14 protein-coding genes are annotated in these 13,696 nt (G+C 39.5%); 12 read left to right on the top strand and 2 right to left on the bottom strand.

Features of this window, described 5'->3' with window-relative positions; translation table 11 throughout:
* The first annotated feature begins 6 nt into the window (after window positions 1-6).
* From DRF67_RS09405 to DRF67_RS09395, 3 genes are all read left to right on the top strand, one after another.
* Window positions 7-204, top strand: a complete 198-nt coding sequence (locus tag DRF67_RS09405) for a hypothetical protein (RefSeq protein WP_115928050.1) — start codon at window positions 7-9, stop codon at window positions 202-204.
* Window positions 198-1,085, top strand: a complete 888-nt coding sequence (locus DRF67_RS09400) for a sulfite exporter TauE/SafE family protein (protein ID WP_115928049.1) — start codon at window positions 198-200, stop codon at window positions 1,083-1,085. The genes DRF67_RS09405 and DRF67_RS09400 overlap by 7 nt, the downstream gene beginning before the upstream one ends.
* A gap of 88 nt (window positions 1,086-1,173) precedes the next feature.
* The gene (locus DRF67_RS09395) at window positions 1,174-1,464 is read left to right on the top strand and encodes a putative quinol monooxygenase (protein ID WP_115928048.1); all 291 of its coding nucleotides are present in this window, start codon (window positions 1,174-1,176) and stop codon (window positions 1,462-1,464) included.
* 80 nt (window positions 1,465-1,544) lie between these two features.
* Here DRF67_RS09395 and DRF67_RS09390 read toward each other — a convergent pair whose 3' ends face one another.
* Both DRF67_RS09390 and DRF67_RS09385 read right to left on the bottom strand, forming a co-directional pair.
* Window positions 1,545-2,837 carry a T9SS type A sorting domain-containing protein gene (locus tag DRF67_RS09390; protein WP_115928047.1) on the bottom strand — a complete coding sequence of 431 codons (1,293 nt, stop codon included), beginning with the start codon at window positions 2,835-2,837 and terminating at the stop codon, window positions 1,545-1,547.
* A gap of 185 nt (window positions 2,838-3,022) precedes the next feature.
* On the bottom strand, window positions 3,023-3,838 hold the full coding sequence (locus DRF67_RS09385; RefSeq protein ID WP_115928046.1) for a T9SS-dependent choice-of-anchor J family protein: 816 nt from the start codon (window positions 3,836-3,838) through the stop codon (window positions 3,023-3,025).
* Window positions 3,839-3,933: 95 nt separating this feature from the next.
* Between DRF67_RS09385 and DRF67_RS09380 the strand changes: the two genes are divergently transcribed.
* The 9 genes from DRF67_RS09380 to DRF67_RS09340 all read left to right on the top strand — a co-directional run bounded on the left by DRF67_RS09380 (window position 3,934) and on the right by DRF67_RS09340 (window position 13,485).
* Window positions 3,934-6,042 (top strand): TonB-dependent receptor plug domain-containing protein, encoded by a 2,109-nt coding sequence (locus DRF67_RS09380; protein WP_115928045.1) that lies wholly within the window; start codon window positions 3,934-3,936, stop codon window positions 6,040-6,042.
* Between the two features lie 12 nt (window positions 6,043-6,054).
* Complete coding sequence (locus DRF67_RS09375; RefSeq protein WP_115928044.1) at window positions 6,055-7,179, top strand: HmuY family protein; 1,125 nt, start codon at window positions 6,055-6,057, stop codon at window positions 7,177-7,179.
* A 67-nt stretch (window positions 7,180-7,246) separates the two neighbouring features.
* Entirely contained in the window at window positions 7,247-8,125 is an 879-nt protein-coding gene (locus tag DRF67_RS09370) for a heme/hemin ABC transporter substrate-binding protein (RefSeq protein ID WP_115928043.1), read from the top strand.
* Window positions 8,109-9,149, top strand: coding sequence for a FecCD family ABC transporter permease (locus tag DRF67_RS09365; protein ID WP_115928042.1), 1,041 nt, complete (start codon window positions 8,109-8,111; stop codon window positions 9,147-9,149). Before DRF67_RS09370 ends, DRF67_RS09365 begins: the two co-directional genes overlap by 17 nt.
* Complete coding sequence (locus DRF67_RS09360) at window positions 9,149-9,922, top strand: heme ABC transporter ATP-binding protein (RefSeq protein WP_115928041.1); 774 nt, start codon at window positions 9,149-9,151, stop codon at window positions 9,920-9,922. Before DRF67_RS09365 ends, DRF67_RS09360 begins: the two co-directional genes overlap by 1 nt.
* Before the next feature lie 2 nt (window positions 9,923-9,924).
* The gene (locus DRF67_RS09355) at window positions 9,925-10,575 is read left to right on the top strand and encodes a class I SAM-dependent methyltransferase (RefSeq protein ID WP_115928040.1); all 651 of its coding nucleotides are present in this window, start codon (window positions 9,925-9,927) and stop codon (window positions 10,573-10,575) included.
* Between the two features lie 4 nt (window positions 10,576-10,579).
* Complete coding sequence (locus tag DRF67_RS09350; protein WP_115928039.1) at window positions 10,580-11,608, top strand: hemin-degrading factor; 1,029 nt, start codon at window positions 10,580-10,582, stop codon at window positions 11,606-11,608.
* Between the two features lie 166 nt (window positions 11,609-11,774).
* Entirely contained in the window at window positions 11,775-12,647 is an 873-nt protein-coding gene (locus tag DRF67_RS09345) for a ChaN family lipoprotein (RefSeq protein ID WP_115928038.1), read from the top strand.
* A gap of 202 nt (window positions 12,648-12,849) precedes the next feature.
* Window positions 12,850-13,485 carry a peptide deformylase gene (locus tag DRF67_RS09340; protein ID WP_115928037.1) on the top strand — a complete coding sequence of 212 codons (636 nt, stop codon included), beginning with the start codon at window positions 12,850-12,852 and terminating at the stop codon, window positions 13,483-13,485.
* Window positions 13,486-13,696: the final 211 nt, after the last annotated feature.

The following is a 13,696-nucleotide window of genomic DNA, read 5'->3' as shown; positions in this document are numbered from 1 at the left end:
TACATTATGATTTCAAAAGAAGATTCAGATGCTATACGGTTCCTGGCTGTTTCCTTTTTTACAGGGAAACCAATGGTTGTGTTGTCAGTCCATAACAAGTTCTCCGCCTGTGGTTTCCGGAATTGGGCGGACACCGGAAATAATACTGATTTTTATAGAACCCATGCTACTGCAGGAACAGCTTTAACGATCTCAATATGGTAATTTCAAGAAAAATCCAGGTAAGGCTCAATGTACTATTGGCCACGATAGCTATTGCACTGATTGTTGTTTTTTCAATGTATGAACTGGGGTATCTGGATGAACTTTTCAGTATTCTGGCCAAAGACCATTATATCTTTTACTGGATGCTTTTGGTAGGGGTCTTTGCTGAAATTGTAGCAGGATCGATGGGGATGGGCTATGGCGTTATCTGCACAACGACGCTCATGTTCCTGAATATTCCGCCCCATATCGTGAGTGCCAGTATTCATTCTGCAGAAAGCTTTACCACAGCTGCCGGAAGCATCAGTCATATCAGACTGAGAAATGTGAGCAAGAGCCTTGTCAAAAAATTAGCCGTTCCGGCAGTAATCGGAGCGGTAATCGGAGCGGTCAGTCTCACTTACTTAGGAGAATACTATGCAAAGATCACCAAAACAATCATTGCTTTTTATACTTTATATCTGGGATTCCAGATCTTATCCAATGCCTTTAAAGAAAAGCAGAGCAAAGCTCTTAAAAGGAAAACAAACCTGACAAGACTCGGTGTAATCGGAGGTTTTATAGATTCTTTTGCTGGCGGAGGTTGGGGGCCCCTGGTGACTGGTACCTTAATTAAAAATGCTTTTACCCCTAGATTTGCAGTCGGAAGCTCTACCGTAGCAAAGTTTATCCTGACGATTACTGCGGCCATCACGTTTTTCTTTACCCTGGGCATTCAGCACTGGAATATCATTCTTGGACTGTTGATCGGCGGAATTATTACTGCTCCGTTCTCAGCGATGCTTACCGCAAAGCTTCCTGTAAAGAAAATGTTTGTCTTTATTGGCATCCTGGTCATTGTAATGAGTTCTATAACTATTTATAAATCAGTTTTTAGCTAAAAATTACCTTACGTGTGGAAAAATAAAAGCATTAAAAACATATTCGGTTTTGAAAATATTTTACTTTTACGTCACTAAATATTAACGCATGAACTTACATATCATTGCACTTTTTAAGTTTAATGAAAATTACCTGATGGAGGCGGTAGAGCTGTTCCAGAACCTTGTGAAAGAAACAAGAAAAGAAGAAGGCTGCCTGCAGTACGACCTTATTGAAGATAAGGATAATAAAGGAACATTTTTCCTCATCGAGCTTTGGGAGAGTGTGGATCACCACAACAGACACAACGGACAGGATCACTTGCTGGATTTCCGTAAAGATGCCTCCAAAATGATGGAAAGTTCTACTGAAGTGTACAAAGGATTTAAAATTTATTAGATCCCGAAAATAAAAGGCGGCTTCATCACGCTGAAACCGCCTCTTTATTAGAAAAAATAGAAAGTATTAAAATAAATGGCTTATTTCACAATAAGCTTTTTCGTTTCCGTTTGTCCACCATAAGTGATTTTCACCATATAGTTTCCTGAAGTCAGGTGAGAGAGGTTCATATCCTGCTGATAGAATCCTGCCTGATTGGTAAGTTCTGCAGCATATACTTTTTTACCGGTAAGATCGTATACTTCCACGCTGCCTTTGTTATTGGCTCTTTCTTTTACATCAAAAAGAACAGTTACTTTTTTATCAGCAGCAGTAGGGTTAGGATAGATTCCAAAAGCGGCTTTTTTGCCTACCTCAGTAATTCCCAGAGTTCCATCCAGTTTTTTATATTTGAAATACATATCTCCCGTCGTAGCACCTCCATTGGTGATGAAGTACATTCTGTAGTAATCATTTCCTTTTTTAATGTAATAAACCACGTCGCTGTACACGTTTCCGATTCCTTTCCACGAATGGCCTACAGTAGTGATCTTGGATGAAAAGCTTGTTGTAGCAGGAATTGTATACGTTGCACTTGCCTGAACTTCCGGCTGTACCATGGCAATCTTAATATTTGGATTTTGGATTGCACCCGAAAGCGGATACATCTGATACCCCATATAGAACGTGTAGTATTTTGTGAACATCAGATCCCAGGTACTTCTTGAAGGTTCCAGATTCGGAACTTTTGCCCCTGTTGTAAAGGAGAAATAATTGAAGTAAGCATCATCTGTTCCGTTGGCAATTGTTCTTGTTTCTGTAGGTTCCCATGCGCTGCCATTCCACTTGGAATATTTAAAGGTATAACCCGCAAATGCATCTTCAATGGCAAACTTGACATAAGTTCCTGAAGGATATTTTAAAACAAAAATGGCCTTGCCCTCAATGTGATGATTAATTGGATTATAAACTCCCCAGCCTGTTGAAGGAATATTAGGATTGGTTGAAGTCACAGGCCCTTGCTCAAAAGCTCCCTGGCTCAAATCTGTCGTCTGGTCAGGATTGTATAAAGGAGCTCCCCATGAGGCTTCATTACTGATATTGATGTTATCCCAGTCTGCAAGGGTAGTAGATGCCGTATACACCTTAATGTCCAGAGCATCATTAATTCTTGTACCAGACGCATAGATTGAATTTCTGTAAAAAGCAATGTCCCAGGTATTGGCCGGCTGAGAAACCATGTTTCCATCTGCCAGGTTTACAAACACACGGTTCTGATAACCGCTACCCATCGACATATTAACCTGGGAGTACCCCAATGCATCCGTCTGTGCCAGAACCGTTTGCTGAACAGATAAAGCCAGCACAGAAGCCAATAATAGTTTTGTTTTCATAACTTATTTTTTAAATCCTTATTTAGAATGATTCCACAAAAGTATATAATTATTTTTAATCATTCTAAATAAAAACATGATTTTTATCGTGTTTTTATTTTCTCCGAGTGTATAAGGTTAACAAAAAAGCCGGAAAGAAGAGTTCCCACCGGCTTTATGAAAGGTCAAAAATAGTCTAATAAACCTTATTTTTTGATGAATTTTGATTGTACTGTTTTTCCTTCAGCAGTTTCAATTAACATAAAATATACGCCTTTCTGAAGATGGGTAATATCAAAATTTTGTCTGTTCAATTTTCCTTCAGCTGCTCTCTGACCTCCTGAGGAATAGATCTGAATCTTTCTAGGATCTTTTTTGGCCGCAAAGATCAACGTGTTGTTATCCGCACTCACCGTGAACTTCAGTTCATCTTTGGAACCGATGGTATGATCATTTGTTCCCAGATTTGGGGATGTGTCATACACTACATTATCAATCTGAACGGCAACGTGCTCGGCAGATGGAGTAAATTTAAATACCAGATAAGAACCTGCCGTCGCCGGAATAGGGAGACTTATATTCTTAATTTCTCCTACGGTAGCTACTGTGATTGGATTTCCAACCGGAATGAAAGTAGACATATCAGTAGTGCTGGATGCTACTCCTACCTGAATAGTTCCGGGCCCTGGAGAAGGACTTACCAGCGTAGTGACAAACGATAATGTTTTATTTCCTGCAGGAGTCTGGATCTGCGGAGTAATCAGATAAGACGAACCCGTAGCATTCGTTCCCGAATAAGACTGAACGGCTTTATCAGCGGTAGTGGTCACAATCATTCTTGGCGGAACCGGAAATGGTGCTGTTCCCATCACCATAGGTGCTACGACCGCAGACCAGCCAGATTGAGGAAAAGTAGTATTTCCTGACGTGAAATTATCAAAATTTTCATTGATAGCAGCAAGTTGTGCATTGGCTGTAAATGCTGTAAATATCAAACTTCCTAAAAGTAATTTTAATTTCATAGGATTATCTTTATTTAGAATTATTCCACAAAAATACTCATTTATTTTTAATGATTCTAAATAAAGTTTTATATTTGTCGAAAATTTGTACCCCTATGAAGAAGCAAGTGCTTTCCGTTCTGTCATTATCCTTTGCCTTTTGGATGAATGCACAAGAAAGGGATTCTCTTAATCAACAGAAAATTGAAGAAGTTGTCATTACGGGCCAGTATATGCAAAAGTCAATTGATAAATCTATTTACAAAGTAGAAGTGATTGATGAACAGCAGATCAAAAATATGGCAGCGACCAATGCTGCTGACGTCCTTAATCAAACCCTTAATATACAAATCACCCCAGACACCAATTCCGGAAATTCTACAGCGAATATTATGGGACTTGGTGGCGACTATGTGAAAATCCTGATTGATAATATCCCTGTGGTAGGAGATACAGGATTAGGAAGCAATATTGATCTTACTAAAATCAGTTTGAGTAATATTGAACGAATCGAAGTGGTAAAGGGAAGTATGGGCGTTGAATACGGAAACGGAGCACTTGCAGGAGTGATCAATATCATTACGAAGAAAAATAGCAGCAAGAAACTCAGCATCAGGGCCGCATTGCAGGAAGAAACCGTGAGAGATGGCTACGACCTTAAGAAAAGGGGGAAAGGAAGACATATTCAGAATGTAAATATCGGATACAACATTAATGATCATTGGTTCACCAACATCAGTTTCAATCATAACCAGTTTATGGGTTATGAAGGAAACAAAAAAGGGTACAAGCACTTTGGTGATGAAAAAATCCCGTTGCGCGGATATGAATGGAATCCTAAAGACCAGTATGAAGCCAATGCATTGATCAGATATTCCAAAAATAAAACCTCATTTTTTTATAAGATATCTTATTTAAACGAAAAGTTTAATTTCTATAACCCGATCTCTACTCCGGAAGCTCTGAATGATGGAAACGGAGGTGCTACCTATTGGGCTACGGACCGTGAATACAATACAGACAGATGGCTTCACCAGTTCAATATTCAAACCAACCTGGGGCATATCCGGTATATGGGAGACTTCTCATACCAGAAACAGGACCGAAGATATTTTGATTATACCTATGATGTTCCGAACAGGTTCAGGGTGAGTGAAAAGCCGGAAAATTCCTATTATAAAACAGACGTTATCTACTCCAGAGGGATGTTCAGTAACTTTCTGGACAGCAAAAAATTTGATTTCCAGCTGGGCTATGAGCTAGACCATACCAATGGGTATGCTTCACTTATTGCCGGAGATTTCTTTGAAGCAAGTACCAAGAGAAAAATCTTTACCTATGGTACATTCCTTTCTGCAGAATGGAATATTTCTGATCAATTTTCAGTGAGACCGGGAGCAAGGTTAACGGTGAGTGAGCAATTCAATAACCAGTTCAACTACTCGCTTTCCACAAGATGGAAAACTTCAGAGAATTCTAACCTGAGAGGGGTATTCGGAACCGCTAACCGTTATCCTACCTATGACGAGCTATATACTTTCTTTGTCAATCTGAATCATGATATCCAGGGGAATCCGGATTTGAACCCCGAAAACGGGTATTCTCTGGGGCTTTTCTGGGATCAGGGCTTTTCAATAGGCAACGGATGGAAGCTGAATTATAACCTGGAAGCACTGTATGTGGATCTAAAGGATAAGATAGAATTGATTATGGTCAAAAAGCCTTCTACTTATAAATATATGAATATGGATAAATACAGAAGTCTTTTGTTTGCAGCCAATGCCAATATCGTTAAAGATCAGTTCTCATTGGGGGTAAGAACCTCACTGAATGGAATTTCTGTTTCCAGATTTGATATAGACGCAACTTCTCCGACAGATTTCCAATATAATTTTCAGGCAGGCGCGAATGTTTCTTATAAATTGAAAAACGTTAATACCGCATTTAATCTTTATTATAAATATACAGGTCCGGGGAGACTTTATGTGTTGGAAAATGAAACGTTCAAGATTGGAAAAACCGACGGGTTTCATATGATGGACTTTATTGTGAGCCAGCCATTCTGGAAAGACCGTTTTGAACTGTCTGTAGGAGTTAAAAATATTTTTGATGTGACTTCTATAAACAGTACAGCCAATGTAGGCAATGCTCATACTGCCGGATCGGACCGTCTGAATCTGTATTACGGAAGAAGCTATTTTGCAAGATTAATGTATCAATTCTAAAAGAAATATATCATGAAGTATTTAAGCATATTTTCATTTCTGTTCATTCTTACCGCTGCACAGTCATGCCTTTCAGCTGATGAAGATCCGGTGGCGGTGCCTCCTATTACAGGCTCTGTTGTGGACCCTGGAGTGGGGGGAGCAAGACAGCCCAACCAGGTTTGGCTTGATCTAAGCGATATGAACCCTGAAACCAAAAAACTTAACCAAACCGTTAATCTAAGAACTGATTGGGATTTAGGATTTTATTCAGGGGATGAATACCGGGTTATTCTCAACGGTTCCATTGCAATGGCTGTTGCTAAAATTCCCAATGCTACCCAAATAAACAGTGTCAAGCAGTCGGATGTTCAAAATCTTATGAATGAGGTTCAGGTAGGACCTTTTGGTGCATCCGTATTGCAGTATATTGATAATCCTACAGGTAATTTTCTTACCCAGACGACTGGAATTGAGCCGGTAAAGGAGAATGATGCTGACAATCCTGTGTATCTTCTTAATCTGGGGAGAAAACTGGATGCCAATTCAAATATTCCACCGGGATCAGTTTCTTTGTCAGGAGATATAAGAGGATGGAAAAAAATTCAGATTCTAAGAGCTCCGAACGGGTATAAAATACGCTACGCAGATCTTAACGATACCGATTATAAAGAATACATCATTACCAAAGATGCTGCTTATAACTTTAGCTTTTTCAGTTTCAATTCAGGAAGCACCGTTAAAATCCAGCCGGAGAAAAAGAAATGGGATATCGCGTTCACCACTTTTACCAATGAGGTATTTATGGGGACCTCGAGCGCGGGAAGCTATTTTTATGCAGATTTTGTCATTACCAATACTGCTGCCGGGGTAAGTGCTTATCAGGTGAATGTGACGGGAAGTCTGGATCAGGCGTATAAAAATTTCAAACTGAGTGATATTGATGCCACTAAGTTTATTTCCAACGATCAGAGAGCGATAGGCGACAAATGGAGAACCACAACAGGAACTGTAGAGGTACAAGGTGCATTTGTTTATTCAGACCGCTTCTTTGTGATAAAAGATGCCAACGGGTTTTACTTTAAGCTGAGGTTTAATAAAATGAAGAATGTAGATGGCGAGCGTGGCTATCCTAATTTTGTATTCGATCCCTTATAAAATATAATAACTGTATATCGAGTATTCACCATTGAAACAGGTGATGATCAACTTTAAACAACCTACTATGAAAAAATTCATTCTTGCAGCCTCTGTTCTTATCGCAGTTTACTCATGCAAAAAAGCAGAAGGCTCTACAAAAGAAAATACAACGGAAGCTTCATCTGAAGCACCTAAAAGCAATCATAAAATCGTAACCTTAAGTGGAGGTATTACAGAAATCGTAACAGCCCTGGGACACGAAAAGGAAATCGTAGGAACAGATGTGACCAGCACATACCCTGCATCATTGAAGGCTACAGCAAAGGATCTTGGCCACGTACGATCTATGACCATCGAGCCGATCATGGCGGTTAGCCCTACGTTGATCCTGGCTTCTGATAAAGATATCAATCCTGAACTCTTGGGTAAAATCAAATCTTCAGGAATCCAGGCTGAGGTTTTCAAGCAGGAATATACTGTGGACGGAACTAAAAAATTAATTGCAGATGTTGCCAAAGCGCTTGGAAATACCAATTATCAGGCACTGAATGATAAGATTGATGCCGATCTGAAACAGGTACAGCCCATCGCCAAAAAGCCCAAAGTATTATTCATCTATGCCAGAGGAAATATGCTGATGGTATCCGGTAAAAATACACCAATGTCTGCTCTTATCAACCTTGCAGGAGGGGAAAATGCAGTGAATGATTTTGAGGATTTCAAACCATTGACACCAGAAGCGGTTGTAAAAGCAAATCCTGATGTTCTTTTCTTTTTCGAAACCGGATTACAGGGAGCAGGAGGAAATGAAGGAGCCCTGAAAATGCCGGGCGTTTCCCAGACCAATGCAGGGAAAAATAAGAAGATCATCGCCATGGATGGAGGATTGGTTTCAGGTTTTGGGCCGAGACTAGGAGAAGCAGCAGTAGGATTAAACAAATTATTAGTTGAAAGCACAAAGTAAATTATACTTTTACATGACCATAACAACCATACTGCTTGCCATCATAGCAGTATGGTCTGTTAATACAGGAGTTTACGATTTTAATGGTAAATCCGCGTTTGAAGTTTTAGGAAAAGTAATACAGGGGGATCCGGATTTATCTTTAAGTGATAAATATGTGGTTTGGGACGTGAGGGCAGCCAGAATTATTATGGCTATTTTAATAGGAAGTATGCTGGCGGTTTCTGGAACAAGTCTGCAGGGGCTTTTTAAAAATCCGCTGGCGACAGGGGATTTGATAGGGCTTACCTCAGGAGCTACCTTGCTGGCGGCAATTGCAATTGTTTTAGGAGGGCACTTCAAACAGTATCTTCCTGAAGCGGTACAGTTTTCTCTGGTAGGAATCGCCGCGTTTATCGGGTCTTTCCTATCCATGATGCTGGTATACAGGATTTCAACAAGTGGTGGAAAAACCAATGTCGTAATGATGTTGTTAACAGGCGTGGCGATCACGGCAATCGGTTTTTCCATTACCGGTTTCCTGATCTATATTTCAAAAGATGAGCAGCTCAGGGATCTTACATTCTGGAATCTGGGAAGCCTGGCAGCCGCAACATGGACGAAGAATATCATCCTTGCCATCGTTTTGGCTATCGCCTATATTATTTTGCTGCCCAAAGGTAAAGCGCTTAATGCAATGATGCTGGGCGAGAAAGATGCCCAGCATTTGGGAATCAATGTAGAAAGACTGAAAAAGCAGATCATTATTGTTGTAGCTTTGATGGTAGGAACCTGTGTGGCATTTTCAGGAACAATTGGTTTTGTGGGTCTTATTGTCCCTTATATTTTAAGACTGCTGTTCAAATCCAATTATACGTTTATCCTGCCTTTGTCTGCAGTCTGTGGAAGTATTTTACTGCTGACGGCTGATACTTTCAGTAGAAGCATTGTGGCGCCGTCCGAATTGCCTATCGGAATTCTGACTGCACTGATGGGCGGACCGATCTTTATCGCTATTTTGGTTAAATTTAAAAAATCACTGTAATGATCAAGGCACACCAGATCAATTATAAACATAAAGAATTTCATATTTTAGAGGGTGTAGATGTCTCTCTGGAATATGGTGAGTTTTTGGCAATCGTGGGACCCAACGGAGCGGGAAAATCCAGTCTGCTGAGTGTGTTGGCGGATGAAGTGAAAATAGCGAAACAAAAGGTTTTATTTAAAGACAAGCCGATTTATGATTGGAATGTCAAAGAGCTGTCGAAACATAAGGCAAAATTTTCCCAGCATAACAGCAACGATATTCCTCTGGAAGTGAAGGACGTTGTAATGATGGGAAGATACCCTTACTTTGATGCCCAACCGGGAAAAGAAGACTTTGAAGCTATGAACAATATGATGTACGAAACAGATATTTTTCACCTCAAAGAACGAGAGTACAATACCCTTTCCGGCGGTGAAAAACAAAGAGTACATCTTTCCAGAGTGATGGCTCAGCTACAGAACGAGATCACCCACAAACTGGTCTTTCTGGACGAGCCTTTGAATAATCTGGATATTAAACATCAATATAAAGCGCTGGAAATTATCAAAAAATTCACCCAAAAAGCCAATAGTGCCATTGTTGTTTTGCATGACCTGAACCTCGCGGCACAGTTTGCAGATAAGATCTTGCTTATGAAATCAGGAAAAGTTTCTGCCTACGGAACTCCGGAAGAGGTTTTTACTGCAGAAAATATCAGCCATGCGTATAACTTTCCCTGTACCATCTGCGAACATCCCATTACCAATAACCCAATGATCATTTTTGGATAACCATGGAAAAAGAAGAACTCAAAACCCTTGCACAGAATCTTGCCAATCCCCAGGGAGAAAAAGGCATAGAAATAGGGGAAATGATGAATGCCACCAATATTGGCATGACTCTCGAAAGCATCAGAACCCTACTGATAGAAGATGATGAACGCATCCTTGAAATAGGACACGGAAATGCAGGCCATGTGAAAAGCCTGATACATCTGGCAACCAACCTGAAATATACCGGAATTGATATCTCTGAAACAATGTATACTGAAGCCAGAAGAATCAATAAGGACTTCGAAAGTCAGGCAGATTTTATACTCTATGACGGAATGGAGCTGCCTTTTGAGGATGGATCTTTTGATAAGATTTTCACGGTCAATACCGTGTATTTCTGGAAAGATCCTGCAGCCTTTCTCAACGAAATTTACAGGGTTCTTAAAGATGACGGAACATTTGTCCTTACGTTTGCACAAAAGGACTTCATGGAGAAACTTCCGTTTACAGCGTACGACTTTACCCTCTATAATAACAGTGACATGGAAGAATTGATTTCCAAAAGTCATTTTAAGAGAATGAAAACTTCTGAAAAAGAAGAGCAGATCAAAAGTAAAACAGGAGACGAAACAATACAAAGAATTTATACAGTTTTAACCATAAAAAAGTAAAATAATGAGCATATTAGTGAATGATCTAAAGGAAAAATGGGAAGCCTTGAAAGCAGAAAACCCTCATGTAAGAATAAGAAATGCTGCTGAACAGCTGGGAGTAAGCGAAGCTGAACTGTTGCTTACCAATGTAGGAGAAGGAGTAACGGTTCTAAAGGCCGATTTCCCGGGGATCCTTACAGAAGCAGAACAACTGGGAAAAGTAATGGCTCTTACCCGTAATGATGAATGTGTTCATGAAAGAAAGGGAACGTATCAGAATGGTGATTTTAGCAGTCCTCACGCGCAGCTTTTCGTGGGCGAAGATATCGACCTTAGAATTTTCCTTAATCACTGGAGATTTGCCTTTGCAGTCGTAGAAGGAGATAAGAAAAGCCTTCAGTTTTTTGGGAAAGACGGATTGGCATTACACAAAATCTACCTGACAAAAAACAGCAATGAAGAAGCTTTTGATGCGATTGTAGAAAAATTTAAAGATGAAGATCAAAATCAGGCTTTTACCTTTGAGGCAGCAGCTCCAAAACAGGCAGAAAAACCTGATGCAGAAATAGATGTGGAAGGATTCAAGAAAGCATGGACAGAATTAAAAGATACCCATGATTTCTTCATGATGACCAGAAAATATGGCGTAAGCAGAACGCAGGCTTTAAGGCTGGCTCCGGAAGGATTTGCTAAAAAAATAGACAATGCTAAAGTGGTAAACATTCTTGAAGATGCATCCGAAAAGAATACCCCGATCATGGTTTTTGTAGGCAACAGAGGGATTATCCAAATTCACACCGGAAATGTGAAGAAAACACTTTGGCATCAGCAGTGGTTCAATATAATGGATCCTGATTTTAATTTGCACCTGGATGTAACGAAAATTGCTGAAGCATGGATCGTTAAAAAACCGACGGAAGACGGAGAAGTTACCGCGATTGAAGTATTCAACAAAGAAGGTGACTTTATCGTTCAGTTCTTTGGAAAAAGAAAACCAGGAATTCCTGAGCTTCAGGAGTGGAAGGATCTTGTAGCAGCATTAGAACAATAATAATTAGATAATTTGAACCAGACCGTTTTGTTTGTAAAATGCAGAGCGGTCTTTTTTATGGTAAAAGATGGAAATCCCATGATCTCATGATCGAACCTGCTTTTATACAGGAGTGTATGATGAGATTTGTGTAATTTGGGATTATTTAAATTAATACATATATAAAATGAAGAATATTTTCATAGTGATGCTGCTGGCGGGATTCTGCTCATTGAATGCCCAGAATCTTAAAGCCTTTCAGTTTTATGATAAAAAAGGAAAGGAGGTGTCAACCGATAAACTGGTGAAGGAACTGGCAGATTACGATGTGGTTTTTTTCGGGGAAAACCATAACAGTTCCATCAATCACTGGCTGCAGCTCAAAATTACAGAAGCACTGTATGAAAAAAAGAACGGACAGCTTATCCTGGGCGCTGAAATGTTTGAAAGAGATAACCAGTCACAGCTTAACCAATATTTAAACGGAAAACTGGATGCCAAAACATTAAAAGATTCAGCCCGTTTATGGAATAATTATGCAACGGATTATAAGCCTTTGGTTGATTTTGCCAAAGATAAAAAGCTGAATTTCATCGCGACAAATATCCCAAGAAGATATGCCTCGCAGACTGCAAAGGAAGGTCTTGAATCCTTAAATAAGCTTACCGAAAAAGAGAAAACATACATTGCCAGGCTTCCCATTAAAGTGACTCTGGACACTCCGGGATATCCTGAAATGAAAGCCATGATGGGAGATCATGCAGAAGGGACTAAAGTGATGAATTTTATCTCTGCCCAGGCGACAAAAGATGCGACCATGGCAGAATCTATCCTTGACAATTTCAAAACCGGAAAGACATTTATCCATTACAACGGAAACTATCACAGTAAAGAATTCGGTGGAATCTATTGGTATATCAAACAGAAAAATCCTCATCTGAAAATGGCGGTAATCTCTGTTTTCGAATCTGAAGATCCGGAACTGAAAGTTCCAGCCAAAGAGTATGTCCCAACGGATTTTAATCTGATTATTCCCGGGGATATGACTAAAACTTTTTAATGATGCCCTCACAGATTGTGCTGACTGAGCAAATCTTTGTCACAAATTAAATATTTTTGAATTGCAGATATTCAATAGCAACGGGCTTTGGCCCGTTTATTTTTTATATCACCCTCCATGGGCTTCAGTCAAAACTTAAAATGATAGATGAATAACTATTTTTATGATTCCAATATTTACCTTTGTATAATATTCAGAAAACATGAAAAAATTACCCATCCTGCTGATCTTCTTTATCACACTGTTCAATGCCCAGAAGCTCACTTCTCATGAGATTTCAATTATTAGCCAGGGAGATATCAATGCGGCGCTACCTATCTATCAGACAACAGATGCCGGCCAACATAAAACGTTATTGAGCATTTCTTCAGAAGCGGACCCTCTTGATCCGAATATGGCTGTCCTGGTCAAAAGAATGAAAGAATCTCTTCTTTCAACAGATGGTGGAGTGGGAATTGCAGCACCGCAGGTGGGAATCAACAGGAAAATTATCTGGGTACAGCGTTTTGATAAAGAAGGAGCTCCGCTGGAATATTTTATCAATCCCGTGATTGTATGGAAGTCTGATCTGCAGAATTTAGGTCCTGAAGGTGATCTGTCTATTCCTGAGTTTAGAGATCAGTTTTACCGCAGTAAGGTCATACAGTTGGAATATGTGGATTTGAAAGGACAGAAATACTCAGAAATAGTAGAAGGATTTACAGCCGTTATTTTTCAGCATGAAATCGATCACCTGTTTGGAATTCTGATTTCCGATAAAAAAGAAAAAGAGAAAAATGATTCTTATCAAAAGATTGACGCTTACCAGAAAAGTGATGTAATGAAAGATAGAAGATAACGAGTATGAGTTTGAAATTTTCTAACTTCATAAGCATTTACAATGATCGCAATCATCAGTGCCCATCTGAGAAATCTGTGGGAAAATAAAATATAAAAAGGAGCTGTTTTTAGGTAGTATCTCACTAACTGTGTAAGTTAAAAAGTTATTCTGGAAAATTTTGAGCCCTTACAGCTCAAAAAATTTTACGGAAATAACTTTTTATTATTTT

It is taken from the genome of Chryseobacterium pennipullorum, assembly GCF_003384725.1.
GTDB lineage: Bacteria > Bacteroidota > Bacteroidia > Flavobacteriales > Weeksellaceae > Chryseobacterium > Chryseobacterium pennipullorum.
The sequence above is the reverse complement of the archived record's forward strand: the minus strand, read 5'-3'. Positions and strand labels throughout refer to the sequence as shown.

Coding starts and splice junctions, on each gene's coding strand:
- DRF67_RS09390 (WP_115928047.1), bottom strand. CDS start 2,837: ATGAAAACAAAACTATTATTGGCTTCTGTGCTGGCTTTATCTGTTCAG.
- DRF67_RS09340 (WP_115928037.1), top strand. CDS start 12,850: ATGAAAAAATTACCCATCCTGCTGATCTTCTTTATCACACTGTTCAAT.
- DRF67_RS09345 (WP_115928038.1), top strand. CDS start 11,775: ATGAAGAATATTTTCATAGTGATGCTGCTGGCGGGATTCTGCTCATTG.
- DRF67_RS09385 (WP_115928046.1), bottom strand. CDS start 3,838: ATGAAATTAAAATTACTTTTAGGAAGTTTGATATTTACAGCATTTACA.
- DRF67_RS09400 (WP_115928049.1), top strand. CDS start 198: ATGGTAATTTCAAGAAAAATCCAGGTAAGGCTCAATGTACTATTGGCC.
- DRF67_RS09375 (WP_115928044.1), top strand. CDS start 6,055: ATGAAGTATTTAAGCATATTTTCATTTCTGTTCATTCTTACCGCTGCA.
- DRF67_RS09380 (WP_115928045.1), top strand. CDS start 3,934: ATGAAGAAGCAAGTGCTTTCCGTTCTGTCATTATCCTTTGCCTTTTGG.
- DRF67_RS09350 (WP_115928039.1), top strand. CDS start 10,580: ATGAGCATATTAGTGAATGATCTAAAGGAAAAATGGGAAGCCTTGAAA.
- DRF67_RS09360 (WP_115928041.1), top strand. CDS start 9,149: ATGATCAAGGCACACCAGATCAATTATAAACATAAAGAATTTCATATT.
- DRF67_RS09405 (WP_115928050.1), top strand. CDS start 7: ATGATTTCAAAAGAAGATTCAGATGCTATACGGTTCCTGGCTGTTTCC.
- DRF67_RS09355 (WP_115928040.1), top strand. CDS start 9,925: ATGGAAAAAGAAGAACTCAAAACCCTTGCACAGAATCTTGCCAATCCC.
- DRF67_RS09395 (WP_115928048.1), top strand. CDS start 1,174: ATGAACTTACATATCATTGCACTTTTTAAGTTTAATGAAAATTACCTG.
- DRF67_RS09370 (WP_115928043.1), top strand. CDS start 7,247: ATGAAAAAATTCATTCTTGCAGCCTCTGTTCTTATCGCAGTTTACTCA.